The organism is Humidesulfovibrio idahonensis, assembly GCF_054657715.1.
Window position 1 is genome coordinate 1,379,552 of record NZ_BAAHYE010000003.1, and the last position, 25,858, is coordinate 1,405,409.

The 25,858-nt window shown below is 66.3% G+C and carries 21 protein-coding genes, 1 tRNA gene and 1 other RNA gene; 16 read left to right on the forward strand and 7 right to left on the reverse strand.

Going from position 1 to position 25,858, the window contains the following annotated elements:
- Window position 1: 1 nt before the first annotated feature.
- Window positions 2-1,081: a glycosyltransferase family 9 protein gene (locus ACYQ4W_RS12525; protein WP_459857153.1), complete on the forward strand. Its 1,080-nt coding sequence runs from the start codon at window positions 2-4 to the stop codon at window positions 1,079-1,081.
- A gap of 129 nt (window positions 1,082-1,210) precedes the next feature.
- Here ACYQ4W_RS12525 and cysS read toward each other — a convergent pair whose 3' ends face one another.
- The 3 genes from cysS to ACYQ4W_RS12540 all read right to left on the reverse strand — a co-directional run bounded on the left by cysS (window position 1,211) and on the right by ACYQ4W_RS12540 (window position 5,412).
- Window positions 1,211-2,668, reverse strand: a complete 1,458-nt coding sequence (cysS, locus tag ACYQ4W_RS12530; protein ID WP_459857156.1) for a cysteine--tRNA ligase — start codon at window positions 2,666-2,668, stop codon at window positions 1,211-1,213.
- Window positions 2,669-2,965: 297 nt separating this feature from the next.
- The gene (locus tag ACYQ4W_RS12535) at window positions 2,966-3,334 is read right to left on the reverse strand and encodes a hypothetical protein (protein ID WP_459857158.1); all 369 of its coding nucleotides are present in this window, start codon (window positions 3,332-3,334) and stop codon (window positions 2,966-2,968) included.
- A gap of 443 nt (window positions 3,335-3,777) precedes the next feature.
- Window positions 3,778-5,412, reverse strand: a complete 1,635-nt coding sequence (locus ACYQ4W_RS12540; protein ID WP_459857161.1) for a sigma-54 dependent transcriptional regulator — start codon at window positions 5,410-5,412, stop codon at window positions 3,778-3,780.
- Window positions 5,413-5,559: 147 nt separating this feature from the next.
- Between ACYQ4W_RS12540 and ACYQ4W_RS12545 the strand changes: the two genes are divergently transcribed.
- From ACYQ4W_RS12545 to ACYQ4W_RS12605, 13 genes are all read left to right on the forward strand, one after another.
- On the forward strand, window positions 5,560-7,743 hold the full coding sequence (locus ACYQ4W_RS12545; protein WP_459857164.1) for a glycosyltransferase: 2,184 nt from the start codon (window positions 5,560-5,562) through the stop codon (window positions 7,741-7,743).
- The gene (locus ACYQ4W_RS12550; protein ID WP_459857166.1) at window positions 7,728-9,530 is read left to right on the forward strand and encodes a glycosyltransferase; all 1,803 of its coding nucleotides are present in this window, start codon (window positions 7,728-7,730) and stop codon (window positions 9,528-9,530) included. Before ACYQ4W_RS12545 ends, ACYQ4W_RS12550 begins: the two co-directional genes overlap by 16 nt.
- Window positions 9,527-10,315 (forward strand): YkgJ family cysteine cluster protein, encoded by a 789-nt coding sequence (locus ACYQ4W_RS12555; RefSeq protein WP_459857168.1) that lies wholly within the window; start codon window positions 9,527-9,529, stop codon window positions 10,313-10,315. Before ACYQ4W_RS12550 ends, ACYQ4W_RS12555 begins: the two co-directional genes overlap by 4 nt.
- Window positions 10,316-10,319: 4 nt before the next feature.
- Window positions 10,320-10,832, forward strand: coding sequence for a D-glycero-beta-D-manno-heptose 1-phosphate adenylyltransferase (rfaE2, locus tag ACYQ4W_RS12560; RefSeq protein ID WP_459857170.1), 513 nt, complete (start codon window positions 10,320-10,322; stop codon window positions 10,830-10,832).
- 151 nt (window positions 10,833-10,983) lie between these two features.
- Window positions 10,984-11,059: transfer RNA gene (locus ACYQ4W_RS12565), tRNA-Ile, on the forward strand.
- A 221-nt stretch (window positions 11,060-11,280) separates the two neighbouring features.
- Window positions 11,281-12,327, forward strand: coding sequence for a Nif3-like dinuclear metal center hexameric protein (locus tag ACYQ4W_RS12570; RefSeq protein ID WP_459857172.1), 1,047 nt, complete (start codon window positions 11,281-11,283; stop codon window positions 12,325-12,327).
- 81 nt (window positions 12,328-12,408) lie between these two features.
- A complete protein-coding gene (locus ACYQ4W_RS12575) occupies window positions 12,409-13,143 on the forward strand; it encodes a zinc ribbon domain-containing protein (RefSeq protein WP_459857174.1) in 735 nt (244 codons plus the stop codon).
- Between the two features lie 9 nt (window positions 13,144-13,152).
- Window positions 13,153-13,525: RNase P RNA component class A (gene rnpB, locus ACYQ4W_RS12580), an RNA gene on the forward strand.
- A gap of 242 nt (window positions 13,526-13,767) precedes the next feature.
- Complete coding sequence (ispD, locus tag ACYQ4W_RS12585; RefSeq protein WP_459857176.1) at window positions 13,768-15,006, forward strand: 2-C-methyl-D-erythritol 4-phosphate cytidylyltransferase; 1,239 nt, start codon at window positions 13,768-13,770, stop codon at window positions 15,004-15,006.
- A 474-nt stretch (window positions 15,007-15,480) separates the two neighbouring features.
- The gene (locus ACYQ4W_RS12590; RefSeq protein WP_459857179.1) at window positions 15,481-16,686 is read left to right on the forward strand and encodes an ammonium transporter; all 1,206 of its coding nucleotides are present in this window, start codon (window positions 15,481-15,483) and stop codon (window positions 16,684-16,686) included.
- A 24-nt stretch (window positions 16,687-16,710) separates the two neighbouring features.
- Window positions 16,711-17,049 (forward strand): P-II family nitrogen regulator, encoded by a 339-nt coding sequence (locus ACYQ4W_RS12595; protein ID WP_459857182.1) that lies wholly within the window; start codon window positions 16,711-16,713, stop codon window positions 17,047-17,049.
- Window positions 17,050-17,071: 22 nt separating this feature from the next.
- Window positions 17,072-19,963, forward strand: coding sequence for a [protein-PII] uridylyltransferase family protein (locus ACYQ4W_RS12600; protein ID WP_459857185.1), 2,892 nt, complete (start codon window positions 17,072-17,074; stop codon window positions 19,961-19,963).
- Between the two features lie 68 nt (window positions 19,964-20,031).
- Complete coding sequence (locus tag ACYQ4W_RS12605; RefSeq protein WP_459857188.1) at window positions 20,032-20,706, forward strand: hypothetical protein; 675 nt, start codon at window positions 20,032-20,034, stop codon at window positions 20,704-20,706.
- Window positions 20,707-20,777: 71 nt separating this feature from the next.
- Here ACYQ4W_RS12605 and ACYQ4W_RS12610 read toward each other — a convergent pair whose 3' ends face one another.
- Together ACYQ4W_RS12610 and ACYQ4W_RS12615 are read right to left on the reverse strand one after the other, a co-directional pair.
- Window positions 20,778-21,272 carry a bactofilin family protein gene (locus tag ACYQ4W_RS12610; protein ID WP_459857191.1) on the reverse strand — a complete coding sequence of 165 codons (495 nt, stop codon included), beginning with the start codon at window positions 21,270-21,272 and terminating at the stop codon, window positions 20,778-20,780.
- Between the two features lie 91 nt (window positions 21,273-21,363).
- Complete coding sequence (locus ACYQ4W_RS12615; protein ID WP_459857193.1) at window positions 21,364-22,110, reverse strand: S24 family peptidase; 747 nt, start codon at window positions 22,108-22,110, stop codon at window positions 21,364-21,366.
- A 507-nt stretch (window positions 22,111-22,617) separates the two neighbouring features.
- On the opposite strand from ACYQ4W_RS12615, the gene ACYQ4W_RS12620 reads away from it, so the two are divergent.
- Complete coding sequence (locus ACYQ4W_RS12620) at window positions 22,618-22,863, forward strand: DNA-binding protein (protein ID WP_459857195.1); 246 nt, start codon at window positions 22,618-22,620, stop codon at window positions 22,861-22,863.
- 32 nt (window positions 22,864-22,895) lie between these two features.
- Here ACYQ4W_RS12620 and ACYQ4W_RS12625 read toward each other — a convergent pair whose 3' ends face one another.
- Together ACYQ4W_RS12625 and ACYQ4W_RS12630 are read right to left on the reverse strand one after the other, a co-directional pair.
- Window positions 22,896-23,480 (reverse strand): LOG family protein, encoded by a 585-nt coding sequence (locus ACYQ4W_RS12625; protein WP_459857197.1) that lies wholly within the window; start codon window positions 23,478-23,480, stop codon window positions 22,896-22,898.
- Window positions 23,481-23,504: 24 nt separating this feature from the next.
- Window positions 23,505-24,683 carry a MerR family transcriptional regulator gene (locus ACYQ4W_RS12630; protein WP_459857199.1) on the reverse strand — a complete coding sequence of 393 codons (1,179 nt, stop codon included), beginning with the start codon at window positions 24,681-24,683 and terminating at the stop codon, window positions 23,505-23,507.
- 383 nt (window positions 24,684-25,066) lie between these two features.
- Here ACYQ4W_RS12630 and ACYQ4W_RS12635 point away from each other — a divergent pair, with 383 nt between their 5' ends.
- A complete protein-coding gene (locus ACYQ4W_RS12635) occupies window positions 25,067-25,858 on the forward strand; it encodes a C40 family peptidase (protein ID WP_459857201.1) in 792 nt (263 codons plus the stop codon).

Genomic DNA, 25,858 nt, shown 5'->3' on the forward strand with positions numbered 1-25,858 from the left:
TATGCCGAGCCACCTTTCCTACCGCATAAACGGTCTTGCCGAGCTGAAGCCCCGGCGTATCCTGTGCTGCCAGCTGCGCCAGATTGGCGACGTGCTGATGCTGACCCCCAGCCTGGACATGCTGCACCGCCGCTACCCGGACGCCACCATCGACGTGTTCACGGAAAAAAAGTGCGCGCCGGTGCTGGAGAACAACCCCAACGTCAACCACATCTGGCAGTTGGACCGCAGCAGGAGCGTGCTCACCCACCTGCGCTTCTACCACGAGGTGGGCACCGGCGGCGACTACGGCCGCTACGACATGATCGTCGACTTCCAGCAGCTGCCGCGCATCCGCTGGGTATTGGCTTTTTCCGACGCGCCGGTGCGGCTTTCCTACTCGCCGCCGTGGTACAACCGGCCGTTCTACACGCACTGGGCGCCGGTTTCCGGTCCTTATGCCGCCAAATGCAAGGCCGGCGTGCTCATGAACGCCCTGGGCCTGCCCTGGGTAAACGATCCTCCCAAGATATACCTCACCGAGGCCGAGCGGGAGAACGCCCGCGCCGAGCTGGCCGCCTGGGGGCTCAAGCCGGACCAGCGGCTGGTCACCGTGGACCCCACGCACCGCCGCGCGACCCGTTTGTGGCCCGCGCGCCATTATGGCAAGCTGCTGGCCCTGGCCGCGGCGCAGCGTCCCGACATTCGTTTTCTGCTGCTGTACGGCCCTGGCGAGCTTGAAATGGCAACCGAGGTGCAAACCCTGGCCCTGGCCGCCGGCCTGTCCCCCGGGCAGATCATATTGCCCCCGAGGCTGACCAGCCTGCGCGAAATGGCCGCCATGCAGGCTCAGGCCACCTTGCACCTGGGCAACTGCTCCTCGCCTCGGCACTTCGCCGTGGCCGTGGGCACCAAGACCCTCACCGTGCGCGGCTCCACCAGCACGGCCTGGACCTTCCCCGGCCCCGGGCATGAGGACATCGCCCTGGGCCTGCCCTGTCAGCCCTGCAGCGAAAACGGCTGCACCAAGGGCATGAAGTGCCTGACCGACCTGGAGCCTGAGGCCGTGCTCCCGCGCCTGCTGGCCATGCTCGACAAATAGCGCCACGCCCAGACAAATGCGAAGGGCTCCTTCCGGCACATGGCCGGAAGGAGCCCTTCGCATTTGCGCCCCACGGATGCCCAAGGGAAAGCCCTTGGCGGGGGCAAAGGGGCGAGCGCCCCTTATCTCTTACAGCACGTCCCAGGCCTGGCCCTGCGGCGTGTCCTTCACCTCCACCTGCATGGCGGCAAGCTCGTCGCGGATGGCGTCGGACCTGGCGAAATCCTTGTTCTTGCGCGCCTCCAGGCGGTCGGCCAATAGAGCCTCCACCTTGGCGGCCTCGATGCCCGCGCGCGCGGCGCGGCAGGTCTTGAGCTCGGCCAAAAACGATTCCGGCGACAAGCCGAACACGCCCAGCACGCCCGACCACTTGGCCACACCGGCGCGGATGCGCGAAAGCAGGTCGCGGCCGGCCTCGGCCTTGCGCAGAGCCTTGTCCTCCAGCACGCGCCCGGCAAGGCGCACCATGCCGAACAGATGCCCCAGGGCCGCGGCGGTGTTCAGGTCGTCCTCAAAGGCGTCGGCGAAGCCCTGCTCGTACCCGGCCAGCTCGTCCAGCATGTCTTGGGGCACGGGCGTTTTGGACCACTTGGTCCCGGCCAGGGCGGCGTCCACCTGGGCCAGGGCGGTGTAGATGCGGCGCACGCCCTTCTCACCCTCTTCCAAGGCGTCGAAGGAGAAGTCCAGCGGGCTTCTGTAGTGCATGGTCAGCAGGAAATAACGCAGCACCTCGGGCAGAAATTTGGCCAGAATGTCGCGGATGGTGAAGAAGTTGCCAAGGGACTTGGACATCTTCTCGGAGTTGATCTGCACAAAGCCGTTGTGCACCCAGAATTTGGCGAACTCCTTGCCGGTGGCCGCCTCGCTCTGGGCGATCTCGTTCTCGTGGTGCGGGAAGGAAAGATCCTGGCCGCCGCCGTGGATGTCCAGCGGCAGGGGCATGTACTTCTCGCTCATGGCGCTGCACTCCAGGTGCCAGCCCGGACGCCCCAGGCCCCACGGGCTTTCCCAGGAGGGCTCGCCCGGCTTGGCCGCCTTCCACAGGGCGAAGTCCAGCGGGTCGAGCTTTTCCTCGCCGGGCTCCACGCGCGCGCCGGAGACCAGATCCTCGATGTTGCGGCCCGAGAGCTTGCCGTAGTCGGCGAAGCTGCGCACCTTGAAGTACACGTCGCCGCTCGGCGTGGCGTAGGCGTGGCCCTTTTCGATGAGCCCCTTTGTGAGGGCGATCATCTCCGCGATGTGCTCGGTGCACTTGGGCTCCACGTCGGCGCGCAGCACGCTGAGCGCGTCCATGTCCACGTAGAACTCGCCGATGAACTTCTCGGCGATCTCCTGGGAGCTGGCGCCCACTTCATTGGCGCGCTTGATGATCTTGTCGTCCACGTCGGTGAAGTTGCGGACAAAGGTGACATCATAGCCCTTGAAACGCAGGTAGCGCACCAGGACGTCGAAAACCACGGCGCTGCGCGCATGGCCGATATGGCAGTAGTCGTAGGCGGTGATGCCGCAAACGTACATGGACACCGCGTTGCCACGCAGCGGCGTAAATTCCTGCTTCACCCGGCCCATCGTATTGTACAGACGCATTCAAACTCCAAGCGGTGCGATTATGGTTATGGGTACGGCGAGAGGCGTAGCCTTGTGCCGCCTGCCGTTTGCGGCGCATACTGCCAGAGGACGAGCCACAGGGCAAGGCCAGGCGCTGGTCCCTGGCCGGCAAAGGAGCAGCGCTTTAGTTCACCTGCTTACGCTTGCGATTTGTGGCAAAAAAGGTCCAGCTTGCCTTATGACTACTCGCGAGAATAATCACGACGGGCACGACGAGAACAACAAGCCAACTCCAGCCAGTGAGCTTGAACCCTATATATATGTAGTTTTCCATTGCTAGCTGCCCCGAATCTCTTTGCCTGCACCGTACTTTGCTGCTCTTGCCACTGCCGTACAGTAAATGCCCGGATCAATTTTACCTTTCAACTCATGCAACAGGAGATAAGGGTTCCGAAGGAGAATAAAACCGAAGTCATTCCCGTAACCTGGTGTTGTCTTAATGAGTTTTAGCTCAATAAGTGAGCGGATTCGGTCTTTCCAGGCTCCTATGGCACGCTGCCCTGTGAACCCAGCCTCCAACGCCATAGCCTGTTCGCTTTCAACCTCAACAACCCCTACAGTCGCACGGCACCAGAGAGCGAAATACGTCTCAGACAGTTTTTTGTACCCTTCAATTGAATCTATACCGTGCAGAAAAAGAGGCATTATCTTGGGCACCTGTGTGTACCCAGAAGAGACCTCCGGACGCCAGATTTCTTTAGGTTGCAAGTCGGGCCAGTGCGCCGCACGGATCACCTCGAACTTCCCTTCGTATGCGATGCTCTTCGCACTTTTTTTAATGTCACCACAAGCCACCTCCTTGTGAATTCAGAATTACCAAAGTAATCGGTATGTTGAAACATAATTATGCGGAAGCGTAGAGTGCCGCTCGAACAAACACATATTGCGAGACGTTGAAGATACCAACAACCCGCATTGTGAGTTTTCCGCGGCAGGTACAAAAACAAACGCTAACCCCCCGTATCGCCGGGGGATCAACATTATCCCAGGTATGGCTATGTGTGCTGTGTCGCGTTGTTGTTGTCTGTTCGCTGCGGCAGGGTCGAGAGGAGCGGCATTTATTAATCAAACCGGTATATTGCTGGTCCCTATGAAATTTCCAGGCCCTGCTCGCGGTATTCGTTCAGCTTGTTGCGCAGGGTGCGCACGGAGATGCCGAGCAGTTGGGCGGCCATGGTGCGGTTGCCGCTGGTCTCGTCCAGACTCTTCAAAATGAGCTGCTTCTCCATCTCGTGCAGGGGCATGACGGACACGGCTTCCTTCAGGCTGGCCGGAGGCGCGGGCGAAACGCCCAGTCCGGTCATTTCCGCGCTGGAGCCGGAGCCGTTGCCAGGTCCGACGGCGCCAGCGCCGCCGGAGCTGCCGGAGCCGTCGGCACAGGCAGGCAGGGCGTCGGCCTCGGGCACGTCGATGCCCCAGGTGTCGCCGTCAAGCAGGAAATGCCGCTGCTGAATGGGCCCGCCCTGGGCCAGCAGCACGGCGCGCTCCATAAGATTCTGCAGCTCGCGCACGTTGCCGGGCCAGTCGTAGGAGGCCAGCCAGCTGCGGGCGTCCTCGGCAAAGACCTGCGGCCCCATGCCGTAGGCGCTGGCGTACTTTCCCGCGAAATATTCGGCCAGAATGAGCACGTCGCCGCCGCGCTCGTTCAGAGCGGGCAGGCGCAGGGGAATGACGTTCAGGCGGTAGAACAGGTCCTGGCGGAACTTGCCCTCGCGCACGGTCTGCTCAATGTCGCGGTTGGTGGTGGCCAGCACGCGCACGTCCACGCTGATGGTCTCCACGCCGCCCACGCGGTCGATCTCGCCCTCCTGCAGCACGCGCAGCAGCTTGGCCTGCAGAGCCAGGTCCATCTCCGTGATTTCGTCGAGCAGGATGGTGCCGCCCTGGGCCAGTTCGAACTTGCCCAGCTTGCGGTTGATGGCGCCGGTGAACGCGCCCTTCTCGTGGCCGAAGAGCTCGCTCTCCAGCAGGTGCTCGGGCAGGGCCGCGCAATTGATGGCCACGAAGGCCTCGCGCGCGCGGTCGGAGTTGTGGTGGATGAAGCGGGCGAACATTTCTTTGCCGGTGCCGGAGGGGCCGCTGATGAGCACTGTGGCCTTGCTGCGCGCCACCTGCCGGGCCAGGGCCAGCACGCGCTGCACGGCCGGGTGGCGGCCGATGATCTGGAAGCGCCCGGCGGCGGATTCCTGCGGATTGCTGGCGGTTTTGGAGACGCCGCTGGCCGCCGCGTTGGACATGAGCCGCACGGCATGGCCGGAAGCGCCGGAGGCATTGGACATGAAGCGCGAACCGCCCGAGGAGTTGGAGGCCAAACGGGAAGCACCGGAACGGGCGCCCTCGGGGGGGACGCAGTGCGCGTCCTCCTGGGGCAGCACCAGGTGGATCTTCTCCCAGGCCAGGGGTTCGAGCCAGTAGTCGCGCGCGCCGAGCTCCAGGTACTTCTGGGCTTCCTCGGCGCTGCCCGTGCGCGAAAAAATAATGACCGGCGGGCCGGGCTCGCCGTTCTCGGTCAGCTCGGCCAAGCGGGAGAGCAAGGCCAGGGCGTCGTAGCCGGGCAGGCTGGGGCGAGAAAAGATGAGCGCAGTGGGCGAGCGTTTGAGGAAGGCCAGGGCGGAGCCAAGGCCATCGGCAACGCCAGCCTGCACCCCGGCGTCGCGCAGGGCTGGAAAGATGCCGCTGACGGACTGCGGCTCGGCAATGAAGAGGATCGTCCGCTCGGACATAGCCTGTGCTTGTAGCCTCATCCTGTAAGATTATCAATAGAGGGATTCTACGGCTTTCCTGCCCGGCGCGGACATTTCCCGGCAGGACCGGGCCGCGGGTTTGCGTGTCGGGGCGGCATCTGGTAGCAGGCAGGGCAGGAGAACGCCGTGCCAACAAGCATCCCGGTTCTATGCTACCACAACGTCAGCGATGTCGACGGCCACTCGCCGCGCCGCTTCGAAGAACATCTCGTCGCCATCAAGGATGCGGGATTCAAGACTCTTTCCGCCCACGAGCTGGTGGCCGGCATGCGGGGCGAGGCCGCCCTGCCGCGCCGGGCCTGCGTGCTCACCTTCGACGACTGCCACCTGAGCAACTGGACCATCGCCGCGCCCCTTTTGGCCAAGCACGGCATGACCGGCGTGTTCTTCTGCGTCACGGACTTCATCGGCGCGGGCGAAAAAAGACCGCAGCTGGCCCCGGAGGCGGGCGGCCCGGAACTGCTCTCCGCCCCGGCGTCCTTCCGCCGCGTGCTTGATGCGGACGACCGCGGCCAGTTCATGAACGAGGCCGAGCTGCGCGCCATGACCGCCGACTACGGTTTCGAGGTGCACGGCCACAGCGCGCGGCACCAGGGCTGCTTCCGCAGTCTGGTCAAAACCGCGAACATGGGCGACGCCCACGCCCACTGGAGCGCCTGGGGCATCTACCCGCCGGACATGCGCCACGGAGAGGACGCCCCGTCCCTGCCCCTGTTCGAGACCGGCAGCGGCTACGTGTACAACGGCTACTGGCCCAAACACGGCGGCCTGGAGGCCGGAGGCGGCGTGTACTACCGCCGCCGCACCGACGCCGAGCGCCGGGCCTTCTGCCTTGCGGACTTCCAGCGCTGCCACGCGCGCATCCGCGACATCAACGGCTACGGCGACAGGCAATATTTCTGCTGGCCCTGGGGCCAGTTCGACGCCCTTGCCGAAAGCTGCATGCGCGAGGCGGGCTTCCAGGCGGCCTTCACCCTGGAGCGCAGCGCCAACACCGCCGGCGGCGACCCCATGCGCATCCATCGCCTCGGCGTGGGCAAAACCAAGGACGGCGCCTGGGTGCAAAGCCGTCTGCGCATGTATTCCGGCTCCCTGCGCGCCAAGGTGTTCTTCAAGTACCTGCGCAAGCGGCCCGAGGTGGCGAGCGTCGTCTACATGACCGACACGGGCAAGCTCTCCGGCGGCAGCAGGCAGATGGTGAACAACATCCTGGGCATGCGCGAGAGCGGCCTGCGCGTTACCGCCGTGGTGCCGCCCGGCACCGAACTGCACAAGGCCCTTGCGCTGCTCGCCGTGGGCGAAAACCCCGTGGAGATCGTGCCCTTTGACGGCTTCCGCCAATATGTGCGCGCGGCGGCCTTCGTTGCCGGGCTGGCCCGCCGGGTGCAGGCCGACGTGATCCACACCTTCCACGCCAGAGCCTACAAGAGCGCGGCCCTGGCAAAGCTCCTGGGCGGCGGCTTCCGCCTGTTCATCAACCGGGGCGTCATCTTTCCGCCCAACACCATTTTCGCCCTCTATGCCCTGGCCGCAACCGGGGTCACCTGCAATTCCCAGGTCTGCGCCGAGGTGCTGCGCCGCTACCAAGTGCCGCAAAACCGCCTGCGCCTCGTGTACAATTCCTTTCTGCCCAAAAACGGCCAGCTGCCCCCGGAGCGCCAGCCCCGCAAGAAGCGCGGCGCGCGCGTGCTGTTCATCGGCAACATGGGCGCGGCCAAGGGCTTTGCGGTCTTTGCGGCCATGGCCCTCACGCTGGTGCGCCAGGGCGTGCGCGACCTGGAGTACGTTGTGGCGGGCGTGCACCCGAACGAGCCCTGGCGCGAACACGTGGCCCCGGAGGTCCTGTCCCGCCTGACCATGCTGGGCGAGCTGCCCCACGACCAAGTGCTTGAGGAGCTGCAAACAGCGGACATTCTTGTGCTGCCTTCCCGGCAGGAGAGCCTGCCCAACGTGCTGCTGGAGGCCTTTGCCAGCTCGCTGCCCGTGGTCTGCACGGCCGTGGGCGGCATGCCGGAGCTGGTGCGCGACGGCCTGAACGGCTTCGTGCGCCCGTCCGGTGACGCCGGCGGACTGGCCGAGGCCGTTGTGCGCCTGGCCTCGGACCCGGCCCTGCGTTTGCGCATGGGCCGCATCAACCGGCGGCTGGTGGAACGGCATCTGGGCAACGCGGCCAAGACGCTGACCCTGCTGCGCGTGTATTTCGGCGAGCCGCTGTTCGAGCCGCTGCCCATCGAGGCCCTGGCCACGCAGGTTGCTGCGGAGCATCCCCTGGCCGTGGAAAACGAGGCCCCGCCATGCCGCAAAGCCTGAGCCAAGCCTGGAGCGCGCTGCCTGCGCCCCTGCGGGAGCGCCTGGCCCTGGCCTCCACCGGGTGGCGGCACCTGGCCCTTGCCGGCGGCGAAACCCTGCGCCTGGCCCAGGCCATGCCAAACGACGGGATGGGCGGCGCGAAGAAAACCAGCCTTTCGGCCCTGGCCGCGGACATGCTGCTTTGGGCCTGTGGCGAGAATCCCCTTTCCGGCCCGCTGGCCGCGGAGCTGCTGGCCGCGCCGGGCCTGCCCCTGCGAGACGCCGCGCGCGCGTCCCTTGCCGCCGTGGCCGCCCATTGGCACGCCCCCGCTGGCAAGGAAGGCGGCCAAGCATATTTCGAGCGGCTGGCGGCCAAGCACGACACCGCCCGGCTGGCGGACTTTCTGGCCACACAGGTGGCCAAGGACCCGGCCGGGCTCTACTGGCGCGACAAGGCCCTGGGACTGGCGCTGTATTGCGGCCAAGGCGCCTTGGCCGAAGCCCTGGAAGCCACGGCCCTGTCCGGCCTGGACGAAATCCCCGGCCTTGCGCCGGTTGCGGGCGTGCTCGCGGCGCAGGCCGCGTTCGTCAAGGGCGACACCACCCGCTGCCTGGACGAACTGGCGCGGCCCGGCATGGCCTTTGACGCGATCTTCGGCCCCGGCTTTACCACGGCGCGCAAGGGGCTGGCCCTGCTGCGCGCGGGCGAGGACGCCCAAGCGTTGCCCCTGCTGCGCCAAGCGCTCATCGCCGCCCCCTGGCAGGCCAGCCTGGCCCTGGTCGCGGCCGACGCCCGCAGCGGCGCGCGCCGCGCCCTGACGCCACCGCCCGGTCCGGCCCTGGTCATGCTCTACACCTGGAACAAGGCAGCCGACCTGGACGCCACCCTGGCCAGCCTGTTCGCCTCCGATCTTTCTACGTCAGGCCTTGCCTCGACGGGCATTTCCACGACGGGCCCTGCCGCGGCAGCGGGCGGGCGGGCGCGGGTCATGGTGCTGAACAACGGCAGCACCGACGGCACCGCGCGGGTGTTGTCCGCCTGGCAGGCGCGAGTGGGCGACGGCCTGCTGCGCCTGGATTTGCCGGTGAACATCGGCGCGCCCGCGGCCCGCAACTGGCTGGCCGCCACGCCCGAGGCCCTGGCCGCCGAAACCCTGGCGTATCTGGACGACGACGTGGACCTGCCGCCGGACTGGCTGCAACGCCTGGGCGCGGCCCTGGCCGCGCACCCGCGGGCCGGGGTCGTGGGCTGCAAGGTGGCGGACCATCAAGCCCCGCACCTGCTGCAAAATGTGGCCGGGCACTTGGTCATTCCGCCGGACGCCCCCGACAACCGCCCGGAGCTGGACTTCCAGAGCCTGACGCCCAACCCCTTCCGCCTGCTCGACGCGCACCTGCAAGGCCCGGACTGGGGGCTCTTCGACTTCATCGGCCCCTGCGCCTCCGTCACCGGGTGCTGCCACCTGTTCACGCGCGCGGCCCTGGCCGCGCCCTTCGCCCAGGGCGGGGGCTTCTCCCTGGCCCTTGGGCCTTCGCAATACGATGACTTTGAGCGCGACCTGCGCATGCTTGGCGCGGGCCGCCACGCCGTCTACCAGGGCCACCTGCGCGTGCGCCACCGCAAGCGCTCCGGCCTGGCCGCCCAAGGCGCGGAAGCCGCGGCCAGCAATGCCAACGGCAACCGCTACAAGATGCAGACCATGCACCCCCGCGCGGAAGTGGCGGGATTCACCTCGGCCCAGGCGTTGCTGCTTGGCGGGGCCGTGGCCCGGGCGTTTTGCGACCTGGACCGCGACGGAGACGAATGATGACCGGGCCAGACAAGGATTTGAGCCAGGAGTTTCTGGATCAGCACGAGGAATTGCAGCAAGGCCAGGATTTCCGCTTCGCCTGCCATCCGGGCGTCAGCTGCTTCGGGGCGTGCTGCTCCGCCCTGGACCTCATGCTCACCCCGTACGACGCCATGCGCCTGCGCCGCAGCACAAACCAGTCGTCCAAGGACTTCGTGCACGAGTACGCGGACATGAGCGCCATGCCCGGCGTGGGCCTGCCCATGCTCAGCCTGCACATGCAGGACACCGAGGCCAAGCGCTGCCCCTTTTCGCACAACGGCGGCTGCGCCGTGTATGAGAACCGGCCCTCGGCCTGCCGCACCTATCCCCTGGGACGCGCCACGCGCCCCTGCCCCGGCGGCGTGGAGGAACAGATCTTCGTGGTGCGCGAGCCCCACTGCAAAGGCTTTGCGGAAGCCCCGCACTGGAGCCCGGCCACCTGGATGGCCGACCAGGGGCTGACGGCATACAACGCGGCCAATGACCGCTTCATGGCCTTGGCCGCTGATCTGCGCCAGTTCGGGCAGGACACGGGCAAACACCTGTCCAGCCAGCAGACGGGCATGAGCGGCCTGGCGCTCTACCAGCCCGACGATTTCCAGCGCTTCCTCTCGGGTTCGCACCTCATGGACCGCCTGGACATGAGCGACGCCCGGCGCGACGACGTGCTGCACGACGAGGAGGCCTGCCTCGACTTCGGCTTCGACTGGCTGGAGCTTTCCCTCATGGGACACACCGAGCACCTGCATCCCAAAGGATAGGCACATGACCGCTGGCAGCGCCCTCTCCCATCCCAAGATCCTGACCCTGCCGGAGTTCCTGGCCAAGAAGGCCGCGTTCCCCGCCGGGTTCCGGCTGGTGTTCACCAACGGCTGCTACGACATTCTGCACCCCGGCCACGTGGACCTGCTGGCCCGCGCCCGCGCCCTGGGCGACGGCCTCATCCTGGGCCTCAACTCCGACGCCTCGGTCAGGCGCATCAAGGGCGACCTGCCCGGCCCCAAACGCCCGGTGAACAGCGAGGCCGAGCGCGCCTTCGTGCTGGCGGGCCTGACCAGCGTGGACTTCGTGGTGCTGTTCGACGACGACACGCCCCTTGCGCTCATCCGCGCGGTGCGGCCGCAAGTGCTGGTCAAGGGCGGCGACTGGGACGTCTCGCGCATCGTGGGCCGCGAGGCGGTGGAGGCCGACGGCGGCCAGGTGGTGAGCCTGCCGCTCCTGCCGGGCTATTCCACCACAGGGCTCATCGCCCGGCTCACGGCCGCGGGCCGGGGCTGAAGCCGGGACACGCGGTCCCTCAACGGACGCCAACGCGCCAACGCAGAACGCAGCCATTGCCCCCTGGGTCGGCGCAGGATGCCAAGGCCTCGCCAGGCGCGTCTTGACATCCTCCCCGCGTCGGGCTATGCAGTTCTGCTCGGACGGATTCGGGCCAATAGCTCAGTTGGTAGAGCCCCCGGCTCATAACCGGATGGTCCCAGGTTCGACCCCTGGTTGGCCCACCAGACGACACTGGCCGCCAGCCGTAGGCCCGGCCGGACAAGGCCCAGGCGCGAACCTGAAGCCTGGCGGAATATTCGCCCGACACAGCCCGACACCAAGGACGCACATTGACCAGACGCGCCAAAGCGAAGGCCGCCAAACTCACCGCCCGGACTAGTGCAGGCGATTGCAGATGCTCCCAGGGGGAATCCCTACGGGAGCATCTGACGTTTTGGAGGGGACGATGAACGCAGATAACACCCTGTCCCGCATCCGCATTTTGGCACCAGAGGCCTACGCCGCAGACTGGGACAACTCCAATGTACAGATCATGGGCACGCGCGAGGATGTCAAAAAGCTCGCCGTGGCCCTGGACCCAGCCCCGGAGCGCATGGACGAGTGCCTGGCCTGGGGCGCGGACCTGGTGCTGACCCACCACCCCTTGTACTTCAAGCCCTTGGCGCCCACCACGCCCGGACTCTACCTGGACGTGCTGCGGCGCTTCATGGCCGCCGGTTCCTGGCTTTACGCCGCGCACACCAGCCTGGACTGCCGCCCCGACGGTCCGGCCTTCTGGCTCGGCCGCGCCCTGGAGCTTGGGAACTGCGCAAGCATCGAGATCTGCCGAACCTTCCCCGTGCGCGAAGTTTTCTTTCAGGCACCGTCGCGCTTCACCGAGCGCGAGGCGCGGCCCCTGGCAGAGATGGAAGGCGTGCACGCCCTTTCGCAAAGCGCCGCGGGCGAGGTGCGGGTGGTGGCCGACGAGCACGCCCTGCCTGAGGTTTTCGAGCAGTTCCGGGCCGTGTTCGCGGCAAAGCCGCTGGAACAGTATGTGCGCAAGCTGGAGTCGCCGGTGAATACCGTGGGCTTCGGCCAGGTGGGCGACCTGCCCAAGGCCATGGCCTATGAGGACTTCGCCCAGCTTCTGGAGCACACCCTGTTCAAGAACCAGATGCCCATGCCCGGTGCGGACGGCGCGGCCCAGCGCATCGCCTGGTCCGAGTGCGGGCCGAAGCCCAAGACCGTGCGCCGCGTGGCCTACTGCACCGGGTCGGGCGGGTCGCTCATTCCGGCCGCCTTTGCCGCCGGGGCCGACGTGTTCATCTGCGGCGACGTGAAGCATCACGCAGCCATGGAGAGCGCGGGGCTGGTGCTCGATGTTGGGCATTTCATCCTGGAGGAAGAGATGATGCGTCTGTTCTCCCAGGAGTTGCAGAAGGACCTCGGCAAAGAGGTCGAGGTGCGTTTTTTCCCGGGCAAAAGTCCCTTCCGCTTCCGGGTGCTGGCCTAAGGCCGGCCGCTGGCGGAACTGGGACAAAGCAATATGTTTCCGGTCCGGGCATGGTCCGGGCCCTAATAAAGCGAGGTGCCGATGTATCAGAAACAGATCGAGCAGTTGGTGGTCCTGCAGGCCGTTGATGACGAAATCATGATCCTTGAGGCCGAGGTCCGCGAGGCTCCCCTGGAGCTTACCGCCCTGGAGTCCAAGGTTGGACAGCTGCGCGAGCGCCAGGCCCAGGTTCAGGAACGCCTCGACATCTTGAAGGGCCAGCAGAAGCGGCTCGAGGGCGAGATCGAGGACGACGGCCACAAGATCAAAAAGAGCAAGAACAAGCTCATGGCCGTTGGCAACTCCAAGGAATATCACGCCATGATGCGCGAGATGGACTCCATGGAGAAACTGAACCGCCTGCGTGAAGAAGAACGCATTGCGGTGATGGAAGAATTTGAGCGCCAGAACGCCGCCATGCAGGAAGTGGTCACCGAGATCGAAGGCCTGATGGAAGGCTACGACGCCAAAAAGGCCACCCTCGACGAGCGCATCGGCAAGGCGCAGGGCCGCCTGGACGCCCTGGGCAAGCGCCGCGCCAAGGCCGGCAAGGTCGTGCCGCCCCCCATCCTGGGCCGCTACGAGTTCATCCGCTCGCGCATCGACCACCCGGTCATCGTGTCCGTTTCCGACGGCATCTGCGGCGGCTGCCACATCAAGATTCCGCCCCAGGCCTACAACGAGCTGCAGAAGGGCAAGCAGATCCTCGGCTGCCCCAATTGCCAGCGCATCGTGTACTGGGTTGAGCACAGCCCCAAGATCGACGAAGAGAAATAGCATTACGCCGGAGTTGGACGGACCGTCGCCGCGCTCCGCAAGGAGCGGGGAGGAAAGTCCGGGCTCCAATGGGCAGGACGCTGGGTAACTCCCAGGGGGAGCGATCCCCGGAAAGCGCAACAGAAAGCAGACCGCCGAAGCGGCTTTCGGGCCGCCCCGGTAAGGGTGAAACGGTGGGGCAAGAGCCCACCAGCGGCCGTGGCGACACGGTCGGCTAGGCATACCCCGTCTGGAGCAAGACCAAATAGGGAGGCAGGCTGGCCCGGCTATTGCCTCCGGGTAGGTTGCTTGAGGTGGCCGGTAACGGCCATCCTAGAGGAATGACGGTCTCCCGTCCGTTCGCGGGCGGTGACAAAACCCGGCTTACAGTCCGACTCCGGCACTTTGAAGACAAACCTGGGGGGCAGGTTTCGCCTCCCCCCAGGCCCCCACCGCCAAGGGCATGCGCCCTTGGAACCCACACAACGATTTTGCCAAGCGGCGCTTTGCACTGCGCGGCCAAATCGGGCAGAGGGGCTCAAGGGGGCTTGTCCCCCTTGCGGGGGAGTTCGAGGGGGCGGCGCCCTCTCGATTTTCGCCCAGCCCGCAACGACAGCACGGCACCACTGCAAAGGACACCGCCTCATGACAGCCGCGCATCCGCACACTACCTCCGCCTGGGCCGTCATCCTGGCCGCGGGCAGCGGCACGCGCCTGGCGCAGGCCCTGGCCGAATCCGGCGGGCCAGCGCGCAAGCAGTACCTTGAGCTCGATGGCGCGCCTCTTTTCTGGCGCAGCGCCCAGACCTTCGCCCGCATCCAGGCCGTGCAGGGTCTGGTGTTCGTTTTTCCGCCCGACGATTTGCCGCGCATGGCCGCCGTTGTGGACGACTTGAACGCCCGCGACCCCTTGAGCCTGCCCTGGCGCGTGTGCGCTGGCGGGACAAGGCGTCAGGACTCCGTGCGCTTGGGGCTGGGGCAAATCCCCGTCGGCTCTTCCCGACATGTGCTGGTGCACGACTCCGCCCGGCCCTTCGCCACTGCGGCGCTGGCCCGCCGCGTGCTGGCCGCCCTGGACCAGGGCGCTGTGGCCGTGGTGCCCGGCTTGGCCGTCACGGACACCATCAAGCGCGTGGACCACAACGAGGTTGTTGTGGACACGCCGGAACGCGCCGCCCTGCGCGCCGTGCAGACCCCGCAGGGCTTCGGCCTGGCCGCGCTTTGGGCCGCGCACGCAAGCGCCGAGGCTGAAGGGTGGGAGGTCACGGACGACGCCGGGCTCATGGAGCGCGCCGGGCACCCGGTTGTCATGGTTCCAGGCGAGGAGACCAACGTGAAGATCACCAACCCTTCTGATTTGCGGCTTTTGCAGCCCGCCGCCGCGGCCACGCCGCGCACGGGCTGGGGCTATGACGTGCACCGCTACCTGGGTGCGGAGGAAACCCATGCCAAGGCCCGGCCCATGGTTCTGGGCGGCGTGGTCATTCCCGGCGCGCCAAGGGTCGTTGCGCACTCGGACGGCGACGTGCTGCTGCACGCCCTGACCGACGCGCTGCTCGGCATCGCCTGCGCGGGCGACATCGGCCAACTGTTCCCCGACACGGACTCCAGCTTTGACAACATGCCCAGCGCCGTGTTCGTCACCGAGGCCCTGCGCCGGGTGCGCGCCGCCGGCTACCGCCCGGTGCACGCGGACCTGACCGTTGTGGCGCAGACGCCGAAACTCGCCGCCCACAAAACGCGCATCGCCGCGCAGGTTGCGCAGCTGCTCGAACTCCCGGCCAACGCCGTGAACGTCAAGGCCACCACCGAGGAAGGCCTCGGCTTCACCGGCGAAAAGCGCGGCCTCAAGGCCGTTGCCGTGGTCACAGCTGCACAAGACTAGCCTCCTTCCATCGTTCACTTTTCCCTAATCGCCAGTCCTTTCGGGCCCGGCGCGTTTTCGCGCGCGCGGCGCCCCCGCCAGCTCGAATCATCAATTTTGACATTTATGTATTTCAATGTCATCCATTTTCCACTCTTGCTATATTCACGGCTGTGCCATTGAATCCGTCAGAGACGGAATACCCATGTTTTCAAGCATGATAGGCAACATAAATCCACTTTGGTCCAGCTCTTGCTTCATTTCCGGTCATTGCCGACGAAAACGCATTGTTCATGACAAATGTGTATTCGCTGCAAGGACCATCTTGACGACCTGCTCAGCAATCCCCTTGCTGGAAAGGTTTTAGACGAGCGGAGCATGGCTGGCGAGTTGACGTTTCTGAAGAGTATTGGACAAATTCGTTAAGGCGTTGTTCGGTCCTGCGGCACAGCCCGCGAGACGGTTCCTGACGAAAACACAAGGGAGGATCCCTCTATGAATGCGGCGGATACAGCGTTTGTGCTCATTTGTTCGGCCCTGGTCATGTTCATGACCCCGGGCCTGGGCCTGTTCTATGGCGGCATGGTGCGCAGCAAAAACGTGCTGGCGACCATCATGCAGAGCTTCATCCTGGTCGGACTGGTGTCCGTTCTCTGGGCCCTGGGCGGCTACACGCTGGCTTTCGGCAAAGACATCGGCGGCATCATCGGCAACCTCGACTTTCTGTTCCTGAACGGCGTGGGCATGGACGCCACCGGCGGCCCTGTGGACAACATCCCCCACCTCGCCTTCATGATCTTCCAGTGCATGTTCGCGGTCATCACGCCCGCGCTCATCACCGGCGCCTTTGCCGAGCGCATGAAGTTCGGCGGCTTTTTGGTGTTCACCACCCTCTGGATCTTCCTGGTCTATGCGCCCATGGCCCACTGGGTTTGGGGCAAGGGCTGGATGGCCGAGATGGGCGCTCTCGACTTCGCTGGCGGCGCCGTGGTGCACATGAGCTCCGCCGCGGCCGCCTTGGCCGCCACCGTGGTTCTTGGCAAGCGCAAGGGCTACGGCACCCAGGCCTTCATGCCGCACAACCTGCCCATGACCGTGCTCGGCGCGGCCATCCTGTGGTTCGGCTGGTTCGGCTTCAACGCGGGCAGCGCCCTTGCGGCCGACGGTTTTGCCGCCAACGCCTTCGTCACCACGCATTTGGCCGCCGCAGCCGCCGCCCTGGCCTGGATCTTCATGGAATGGCGCCACTCCGGCAAGGCCACTACCCTTGGCGCGGCCTCCGGCGCGGTTGCGGGCCTGGTCGCCATCACCCCGGCGGCGGGCTTCGTCACCGCCATGCCGGCCATCATCATCGGCCTGGGCGGCGGCGTGTTCTGCTACCTGGGCATTCTGCTCAAGGGCAAGCTCGGCTACGACGACTCCCTCGACGTCGTGGGCGTGCACGGCGTGGGCGGCACCTGGGGCGCCATCGCCACGGGGCTTTTCGCCAGCATAAACAAGGCCACCGGGCTTTTCTATGGCAATCCGTCCCAGCTTTGGATACAGTTGGCTTCAGTGGCCGCCACCTGGGCCTTCTGCTTCACGGTCAGCCTCATTCTCTTCAAGGTGGTCGACGCCACCATCGGCCTGCGCGCCACGGCGGACGAGGAAGATCGTGGCCTTGACCTGTCCCAGCACAACGAGACCGGCTACCAGGCGTAGCCCGGCCGCCAAGGAGAATCCCTCATGAAGAAAGTTGAAATCATCACCCGCACCTTCAAGCTCGACGACATCAAGGCCGGCCTGTCCGAAATCGGCATCAAGGGCATGACCGTGAGCGAAGTGAAGGGCTTCGGCCGCCAGGGCGGCCACAAGGAAGTGTACCGCGGCGCTGAATATCAGGTGGACTTCGTGGTCAAGGTGAAGATCGAGGTCGTGGTGGAGGACGCCCGCGTGGCCGACGTCATCTCCGCCGCCACCAAGGCCGCCCGCACCGGACAGGTGGGCGACGGCAAGATCTTCGTCATCCCTGTGGAAGAAGTGGTGCGCATCCGCACCGGCGAAACCGGCGACGCCGCCGTCTAGCCAACCGAAAGCGTCCTCCCCCGTGGACGAGACACAAGCGAACACCCCGGCCCTGCCGCCAGCCGCCCAACGGCTGCGGCAGGGCCGCCTCGATCTGGCCGAGGCGGCCAAGACCGGCGCCCTCGACCGGTACCCGGAAGCCGGCTCCGCCCTCATGGACGCCTATTTCCGCGACCGGCTGGAAGAACTCGGCGCGCAGTCGCCGCATCTTTTCGACGCCCCCTTCGCCCTCATCGCCGTTGGCGGCTACGGACGCAGCGAGCTTTGCCCCGCCTCGGACGTGGACGTGCTGCTCTTGTATGGCGACGCCATCCCCAAGGTGGCCGACGAACTCTCGCGCGGCATCTTCCACCCCCTGTGGGACCTGGGTCTGGACCTGGGCCACGGCGTGCGCGCCCAGGACGACTGCTTGCGCCTTGCGCGCGAGGACACGCAGGTGCTCACCTCGCTGCTCGACACCCGGCGCATCGCCGGCGACGAAAACCTCGTGGCCCAGCTGGTGCGCGCGTTCACCCAGCAGGTGCTCAAGGGCTACGTGGGCGTGTTCGGCCAATGGGTGCTGACCCACAACGCGGCGCGACGCGTGGAATACGGCGACTCCAGCGGACTGCTGGAGCCGGACCTGAAGAACGGACTGGGCGGCCTGCGCGACGTGCACCAGATCCACTGGCTGCTCGGCGTGGACCCGGAGCTGCGCAATGGCCCGGCAGCACCCTTCACCCCGCAGGATCTTGAGCTGCTCAAGGCGGATTACCGCTTTGTGCTTTGCGCCCGCGTGGCCCTGCATTTGGCGGCGCGGCGCAAAACCGACCGCCTGAATTTCGACCTGCAGCCGCAGGTGGCTCGGCACATGGGCTTTGCCGGTGCGGACCCCGGCGAGGACGGTTCCGACGCGGACGCGGCCATGAGCGTCGGGCTGGCCGTGGAGGCGTTTCTTTCACGCCTGCACCAGTCCATGACGCGCATCCGGGCCATGCGCCAGGCCTGCTGGCTGGAGGCCTTTCCGCCCCGGCCCGAGGCCTGCCCCGCAACGCCGGGCGGCAGCTCCAACGCCATTTTCTGCGGTCCAACGGGCATGGCCCTGCGCGACCCCGAAACCGCGCAGAACGACCCCGCGCTCCTCCTGGAGCTTTACGTCGCCGCGGCGCGCCAGGCCCGGCCCGTGTGCTGGTCGGCCCAGCGCGCCACCCGCGCCGCCCTGGCCGACCCGGAGCGCCGCAAGGCCTTTGCCGCGCTGCCGGGCATTCTGCCTGCCCTTCTGGAGATCTTCCGCGCCTCGGGCCAGCCCACGGAAAGCTCGCCCCCGCAGGCCGAGCCGCCAAAGCCCAAGCCCGGCGGACTCACCAAAGCCATCAAGCGCTTTTTCGCTCCGGCCCCCGTGCCCGGCGAGGAGACAGCCCCGGCCCAGAACACAGCCCCAGCCGTGGCCACGGCCATGCAGTCCATGCTCGACACAGGGCTCATGAGCGCGCTGGTGCCGGAGTTCGGCCCGGTGGAGCATCTGGTGCAGTTCGACGACTTCCACATCCATCCCGTGGGCAAGCATACCCTTGAGGTGGTGCGCGCCCTGGCCACCATGCTGCCCGAGGCCCAGGGCGGCGAGGACAGCGGCGACATCACCCCCGAGCTGCGCCAGCGCGCGGGCAGTCTGCCGCACTTCGACCATCTGCTCCTGGCGGGCTTCTGCCACGACCTGGCCAAGCCGGACCGCGACCATTCCGGCGCTGGCGCGGAATTGGCCGTGGCCATTCTGCAACGCCTGGGCGCCGACAAACCGGCCCTGGACGATGTGGCGTTTCTGGTGCGCCAGCATCTGCTCATTCCCAAAATCGCCACCCGGCGCGATCTTTCCGACGAGTCCGTGGCCGTCGGCGTGGCCGAGGCCTGCGGCACGGCGGAACGTCTGGACATGCTGCACCTGCTGGCCGTGGCCGACAGCCGGTCCACCGGCCCGCGCGCCTGGAACCCCTGGACGGCCTCGCTCTTTGACGAGCTGACGCGCAAGGCGCGCCGCCTGCTCACCGACGGCCCCCTGGCCGCGCCCCATGCCGTGGACAAAAGCCGCCAGACGCGGGAGGCTGCCCTGGCTCTGGCGGGCAAGCCCTTTGCCGGACCGGAGGGCCAGGAGTCCGCCCTGGACCCGGCCTTTGCCGAAGCCTGCCTGGAGCGCATGCCCGCGCGCGCCCTGCTGGTGCTCGACGCCGCCACCATCGCCCGGCACATGCGCCTGGCGCGGCGCTTTCAAACCTCCCTGGACGAGGATCTGGTGCGCAAGCCCGCGGGCAAGGCCGGCATCGGCGTGGTGGAGATCGACGCCGTGGCCGTGAAGGGCAAGGCCTTTCAGGTCAGCCTGGCCGCCCTGGACCAGCCGGGCCTGTTCGCCGTCATGGCCGGGGTGCTGGCCCTGCACGACCTGAACATCCTGTCCTCCGAGGTGCTGACCTGGAAGGGCGGCACCGGCAGCATGGGCGGCAACCTGGCCGTGGACGTGTTTCTGGTAAAGGAACCGGCCGAGGGCCTGTATCTGGAAGACCTGTGGCAGCGCGTGCGCCGCGCGGTCTCCTATGCGCTCACGGGCAAGCTCTCTCTGGAATACCGCCTGGAGCAGAAGCGCACCTCGCCCCTCAACATGCCCTCGCGCGCGCCGAAGAGCCGCCGCATGGTGCGCCTGGACAACGCGTTCAGCGACTTCTACACCCTGGTGGAGGTGGCCGCGCCCGACCGCCTGGGCCTGCTGCACGACCTGGGCCTGTGCATCTGCGCGCACCATTTGCGCATCCACTTGGCGCGCATCGCCACCAGCGCGGGCAGGGTCCACGACGTGTTCTACGTGCGCACGGACGAAGGGCTCAAGCTCACCGACCCCGCGCGCATGGAGGAGCTCAAGAAAGCCCTGCTCACGGCGGCGCGCTGAGGCGTTGCCTTGGCAAGCTCTTTCCGCTAGCGTGCCTCTCGTCGGCACCCCTTGAACCTGGAGGCCCCATGCGCCATCCCCTCTGCAAAGTCATTGTTTCCGCCGCCCTGCTGGCGGCGTTCGCGCTGCCTGCGCCCAACGCCCAGGCCATCAATTTCGGCGGGCTGTTCGGCTCGCCCGTGGACGCGGAGCTGGCCGCCCAGGTGCCGCCCAACAAGCGCGAGGCCATGAACAAGGCCGACTACGAACTGGCCTGCGCCAACCAGGACCTGGAGCTGGCCAAGCTCAAGGAGGAGCTGGCCGACAAGCAGGACGACCTGGCCAACCTGAACACCAAGCTCGCCAAATCCCAGTCGCGCGCGGCGGAAATCGCCCTCGACATCGCCAAGATGGAGGCCATCATCGGCAGCAATCTGGGGAACGCGCAGGAAAACGAGAAGATCCTCAAGGACCTGAAGACCGACCGCGCCAAGAATGAAACCGAGCGCTCCGAGTACAAGTCCAAGATCGCCCAGTCCACGCTTTTCGTGCGCGACTGGACCCAGCGCGTGGCCGTGAAGGAAAAGTCCGTGGCCGAGTTCAAGGCGCGGCGCAGCGGCGGCAGCGCAGCGGCGGCTGCCAGCGCCGCAAGCGCGGTGCAGGCGCCCAAGCCGGAGGAAGAGCCCACGGTCATCATCAACCCGGAGCCGGAAGCTGCCCCAGAGGCCGCGCCCGCCACCCCGGAATCCGATCTCAACAACTAGCGCGCCAACCAAAAAGCCCCCCGCCTCCAAGGAAGCGGGGGGCTTTTTGTGTGCCCGGCAAGCCTGTGCGGCTAGTGCAGGTCTTCGGAGTCGGGCGAGACCTGGTCGGCATTGGCGCCCACGGCGCGCCGCCCGCCAGAGGTGGGCAGCAGGGGCACTTCATCCTGGCTGTCGGCCAGTTCAGGGCGCGGGTTCGGATTGGGCATTTCGATGGAGCCGTTCAGCACAGCGCCCTGGTCCATGCTGAGTTCGGGCGTGATGATGTGGCCGTCGAACACGGCGTGCTCGTGCAGATGGGCATGGCGGGTGGCGCGCACGGTGCCGATGAGCGTGCCGTTGGCATTCAGGCTGGCCACTTCGACCTCGCCCTTGACCAAGGCGTCGCGCCCGAGGATGAGCGTGCCCGTGGCGTTGATGGTGCCCAGAAAATGCCCATCGATGCGCACGGACCCTTCAAAGGACAGATGCCCGGTGAACTTCGTGCCCGTGCCGAGAAAGGCGTTCAGTTCACCGGAGGTATTGTCCTGATCCGCCGACTCGGAAAAAATCTTCGAGAACCATTTCATGCCACACCTCAACGTCATATAGAAAATTCTTCGTAAGAATACCTGCTGCTATCAGAAAAATCCAGCTTTTTTCGTTGCCCGCAGCGGAAGGCTATTTCCTGGTCATGTCGCTCCAGGCCCAAACGACCCTGCCGCCAATTGCGCGGCCAAGATCGCCGCCGTAGTCGCGGTTCAGCCGATGGACCCGCGGCGGAAACTCGCGGGGGTTTTCCGAGTAGAACACCAACTCCGTGTCGCCCTCCACCGTCTGGGTGGCCACGCGCTTGACCGCGCACGCGCCGTCGGGCGCGCACACCAACATGGTTTTGCCTTGCGGGTCCGGCGATTTTTCCGCTCGGTCCACCAGGACGATGTCGCCGGGATGGAGCATGGGCGTCATGGAAAACTCGCCCGGCGCCACGGTCACCGCCACCAGATCAGACCGGAAGCGCACGGATTCGTGGTGCCGCCACACCAGCACCCAGCCCTGGATGTCGGACTGCGGGATGCGGCCGGGTCTTGCGGCCACAGCCTCCGTGGCCAGCGGCACGGCGAAATAGTCCTCCGCGCTGGGCGGGGCCACGTCGCGCCCGGTGCCTGTGGGGCGCGGGGCCACAAAGCAGACTTCACGAGCCGAATCATCCGGCTCCACTGCGCCGGGGAGCACGACCCGCGCGCCCAAGCCGTCCAGAATGCGCCCAAGGGACTCCACGGAAAGCCCGCGCTCGCCGTCCATAAAACGGTTGAGCTGCGACGGGTCTATGCCCAGGGCGTCGGCCATGCGCTTGCGGTTGGCGAAGTCCTTGTTTTCTCCCACTCTGGCCCAGAGCATCTCGCGCAGATTGCTGGTGAAATCCACAATAGCCCCCTGTGCTTGCGCGCCGTGAGGTGCGCGCTGTTAGCTGTCTGTCATATTTGTAGCATACATTTTGTCCAAGTCCATACTTTATAGTTTTATCATATTGACAATTAGATGATGTTTTGACAAAATAATTGCAAGCAAGATGACTATTCCGCGCAGTCCACTGCCGCCTTGTACGATGCCGCTCCCACCAGGCCGCAGGCTGACGGCAATGGCGCGCGGGCTGGGAAAAGATCGGCTGAACAGCCTGGATTGTATGGCATGATTCAGGACAGGCGCAGCATGTGCCGGTTATCCGCCGTGCCGGGCAATCCGTGCAGGGCCCAAGACGTTGCATCCAGGCTCAGCCCGCCGGTCTGGTGATTGGCAAATATTCTGGGTGCACGTGATGGGCGCAGCACAACATGGAGCGGCGCAGAGAATAGTCAATCGGCAATTTCATCGTCTGCAGGAAGCCGCGGCTCCCCGGCAGACGCAACACAAAACAAGCGAAAGAGGTGAGACATGGAGACGATCATGGACGTGCACGCCGGCATCTGCATCAAGGGAGCGCGGGCCATTTGCGAGGCCGTGGGCGAAAATCCGAAACAGATCGTGCGCCTTGTGGCAGAAATGGGCCTGCCTGCCTGGCGGCGGAACGGATCGGGATCCTGGCGGGCCCTGCCGGAAGACCTGAAGCGCTGGGTGCTGGCGCAGCGCAACCAGCATTTGCCGGAAACCCTGCCCTCCTGCGTTCCGCTCCAACACTAGCCCCGGCCCGACGACAACGCCGGACGCGCGCCTCACAAAGCTTGCGGCCGGACGATCCATTTGTTGACCACGGGCGCGACATAGGTCGCGAACTGGTCGAGCAGGGCGCCGGGCGTTGCCCCGGTGAGCAGCATGGACCGGTGCGCGGGCTGCACAAAGCCCTGGGACACGGCGTTGTCGAAAAAAGCCCCCAGCGAAGCGTAATACCCGTCCACATCAAGCAGGCCGCAGGGTTTTTTGTGGAATCCGAGCTGCGCCCAAGTGAGGATTTCGCACAGCTCCTCCAGGGTGCCCATGCCGCCGGGCAGGGCGATGAACGCATCGGAGCGCTTGGCCATAAGGGCCTTGCGCTCGTGCATGGAGCCAACCACGTGCAGTTCGGTCAGCCCGTTGTGATCGATCTCTTTTTTGCGCAGCGACTCCGGAATGATGCCGACGACCTGCCCGCCGGCCTCCAGGGCCGCGTCCGCCAAGGCGCCCATGAGCCCGACATTGGAGCCGCCATAAACCGTGGTCAGACCGCGCCGGGCCAACTCCGTGCCGGTGGCCTTGGCCGCGGCGAGATATTCGGGCTTGTTGCCGGGATTTGAACCGAGAAAGACACAGACACTCTTCATGCTTGCTCCTTGGGGATGGGGGGATCACGCCATCTGGTCGCGCAGCTGGCGGAAAATTTCCTGCAATTGCACGGGGGTCGCCTCAGCCTCGTTGATGCGCATACGCCGGATGAGCCCCACGAGGTTGCCGCGCGGGGTGGTGGTGCGCTCAAAGAGAATCTCGCGGTTCTGGGCCCGGCCCAGGGGAATGGCGCAGGTCCAGGCCTCCGCCCCTTCGGCGAACCAGGTCACACTGGCTGCGCCGTCGGGCGAAAGCACCTCCACCAGCCGCCGCACGCTCTGGCCTCCAGGCAGGCCCAGAAAGTCGCCCCGGTCCGAGCGGATGACGGCCGGCAAGGCCATGAACACGGGCGACGGCGTCTCCGGCTCCGGGAAGGGGGGCGCGGGGGCCGGCTCGCGGCCCAAGGCATAGGAGGCCACCGGCCCGGCCGCGCCGTGCACTGTGACGATTTTGCGGGCGGTGAGCACAGTCGCGCGGCTGTCGGCTTCGGCTCCGGCATCCGCCCTTGCGGACGTCGGCGGAGCGGCAGGGGAGGAGGCCCTGGCTGCGGCGTCCACGACGCGACGCGCCATGTCCGGCGCATCGGCGCGGGCAGTCGCGGAGTGGTTCGCGGCAGAAGAATTCACGGGCGCGGCCATTGGAGAAGCGCCTGAACCGGCAGCCGCGGTCTGCGCGCTCCCCTGGCCGGACGTGTTTGCGCCAGGCGGAACAACTGCCCGGGCGGCGCGCAACTCGGCCACAAGTTCCGCCACCAGGGCCTTGGACGCGGCTTCCAGGGTGGCGAGGTTGCGCACCTCCGCCTCCAATTGCTCCATGCGGACGCGAGCCTGCTCCTGCCCATTGGTCAGCGCTTCGATGCGCGCGGCCAAGGCATCGGGACGGTCCGTCTCGACGCTGTCGCCTGGGGCAGCAAGGCCGCCGCCCGCCCGTGGCTCTTGACGATTCGACAAGCGACGATTCAAAGGATATTCTTTGAATTCAGCTTTAAGAACCTGCGCAGCTTGAACTATCGATAAGCCTTGAGCAAAGAGATCGCGAATGCGCAGGCACACGGGCAGGGCCTCGGAGTGCAGGCGCACGGGCTTGCCCTCACGCGCCACTGGCAGAAATGTGGGGAATTTGCTGCGGTAACTTTTGATGGTGGTCTCGGAGACCCCAAGTTCGCGGGCAAGATCCCGGTGCGTGCATGTCTGCGCCGTCATAAAGCCGCTCCGCCTTCCGTCAGTCCGATAATCGACGCTTGCCGATAGGTCACATGAACCATTGCACTGCAAAGCTTTTATGCTTTTCGATAGCCTCTTGCCGAAGCGTGGTCAAGAGGGGTCGGCCTCCCGGTGCGCAAAGCGGCGGGCAATTACTTGCACAAGAATTCAATGCGCTTTTTCACTTGGCGGCGGAGGGGAATTCAGGCTATAGCTCCTCGAACCGCGCTCCGGCGACGCCTTTCCCCTCACGCCCGCCCCATCCTGGCTGGCCTGCGAACCGGACCCCGACACTTGGCCGCCCCAAGTCCTTCCCCCTCATTCCAGATGGAACCCTCCTCTGGAACCATGACCGGAGCGGCCCCAAGGAGCAACACCGCATCGTGACACATACCCCCCGCGGGCGCGCCGCCCGCAACAGCGCCCCCCCTGGCCGAAAGTACCGGACCGCCCGCATGCTGGGCCTCATGGCCGGAGTCCTCTTCTGCGCGGCCTGCGCCCCCTTGCCCGCTTCCGTGCGTCCGTCCTCCGCAGGTCCGGACCCCATCAGCGCCGAAAACGCCGGCCTGCTGGCCGAGCAGCACCTGCCGGATTCGGAGCGCTACATTGTCAGCGCGCCCCAAGAACTGCCCGGTCCGTTGCCCGGCAAGGTGCCCCTGACCCCGCCCGGCAGAACCGGTTCGCTGCGCCTGCCCGGCCTGGCCGAGGCGCCGCCCAAGGCCACGGATATTCCGGAATTCCCCACCTTGGACGACTTGGAAGTGGAAGCCCGTTTGGAGCGCCTGGCCAAGTTGCCGCCCTCCCTGGGCCTCGACGTAGTGCGCACCGGCCTGACCCAGAAGGGCCGCCGCTACCGTCGCGCAGGCACCTCGCCCGGCACCGGGTTCGACTGCTCCGGCTTCACCCAGTGGACCTTCCGCCAGCACGGCATCAGCCTGCCGCGCAGCGCGGCGGAACAGTACGCGGTGGGCCATCCCGTGCCCCGCAGCGCGCTCAAGCCCGGCGATCTCGTCTTCTACAAGATCAACCGCCGCGGCCGCTGGCATGTGGGCATCTACATGGAGGACGGCGTGTTCGTGCACAGTCCCAGGCCCGGACGCGGCATCTCCGAAGCCAACATGGACGACGGCTACTGGTCCAAACGCTACCTGGGCGCGCGCAGATACACGCGCTAG

What these genes read in the sequence shown, in the direction of transcription:
- rfaE2 (WP_459857170.1), top strand. Translation starts at nt 10,320, where the DNA reads ATGACCGCTGGCAGCGCCCTCTCCCATCCCAAGATCCTGACCCTGCCG.
- ACYQ4W_RS12535 (WP_459857158.1), bottom strand. Translation starts at nt 3,334, where the DNA reads ATGCCTCTTTTTCTGCACGGTATAGATTCAATTGAAGGGTACAAAAAA.
- ACYQ4W_RS12550 (WP_459857166.1), top strand. Translation starts at nt 7,728, where the DNA reads ATGCCGCAAAGCCTGAGCCAAGCCTGGAGCGCGCTGCCTGCGCCCCTG.
- ACYQ4W_RS12610 (WP_459857191.1), bottom strand. Translation starts at nt 21,272, where the DNA reads ATGAAATGGTTCTCGAAGATTTTTTCCGAGTCGGCGGATCAGGACAAT.
- ACYQ4W_RS12605 (WP_459857188.1), top strand. Translation starts at nt 20,032, where the DNA reads ATGCGCCATCCCCTCTGCAAAGTCATTGTTTCCGCCGCCCTGCTGGCG.
- ACYQ4W_RS12575 (WP_459857174.1), top strand. Translation starts at nt 12,409, where the DNA reads ATGTATCAGAAACAGATCGAGCAGTTGGTGGTCCTGCAGGCCGTTGAT.
- ACYQ4W_RS12590 (WP_459857179.1), top strand. Translation starts at nt 15,481, where the DNA reads ATGAATGCGGCGGATACAGCGTTTGTGCTCATTTGTTCGGCCCTGGTC.
- ACYQ4W_RS12540 (WP_459857161.1), bottom strand. Translation starts at nt 5,412, where the DNA reads ATGTCCGAGCGGACGATCCTCTTCATTGCCGAGCCGCAGTCCGTCAGC.
- cysS (WP_459857156.1), bottom strand. Translation starts at nt 2,668, where the DNA reads ATGCGTCTGTACAATACGATGGGCCGGGTGAAGCAGGAATTTACGCCG.
- ACYQ4W_RS12570 (WP_459857172.1), top strand. Translation starts at nt 11,281, where the DNA reads ATGAACGCAGATAACACCCTGTCCCGCATCCGCATTTTGGCACCAGAG.
- ACYQ4W_RS12525 (WP_459857153.1), top strand. Translation starts at nt 2, where the DNA reads ATGCCGAGCCACCTTTCCTACCGCATAAACGGTCTTGCCGAGCTGAAG.
- ACYQ4W_RS12620 (WP_459857195.1), top strand. Translation starts at nt 22,618, where the DNA reads ATGGAGACGATCATGGACGTGCACGCCGGCATCTGCATCAAGGGAGCG.
- ACYQ4W_RS12625 (WP_459857197.1), bottom strand. Translation starts at nt 23,480, where the DNA reads ATGAAGAGTGTCTGTGTCTTTCTCGGTTCAAATCCCGGCAACAAGCCC.
- ACYQ4W_RS12555 (WP_459857168.1), top strand. Translation starts at nt 9,527, where the DNA reads ATGATGACCGGGCCAGACAAGGATTTGAGCCAGGAGTTTCTGGATCAG.
- ACYQ4W_RS12595 (WP_459857182.1), top strand. Translation starts at nt 16,711, where the DNA reads ATGAAGAAAGTTGAAATCATCACCCGCACCTTCAAGCTCGACGACATC.
- ACYQ4W_RS12630 (WP_459857199.1), bottom strand. Translation starts at nt 24,683, where the DNA reads ATGACGGCGCAGACATGCACGCACCGGGATCTTGCCCGCGAACTTGGG.
- ispD (WP_459857176.1), top strand. Translation starts at nt 13,768, where the DNA reads ATGACAGCCGCGCATCCGCACACTACCTCCGCCTGGGCCGTCATCCTG.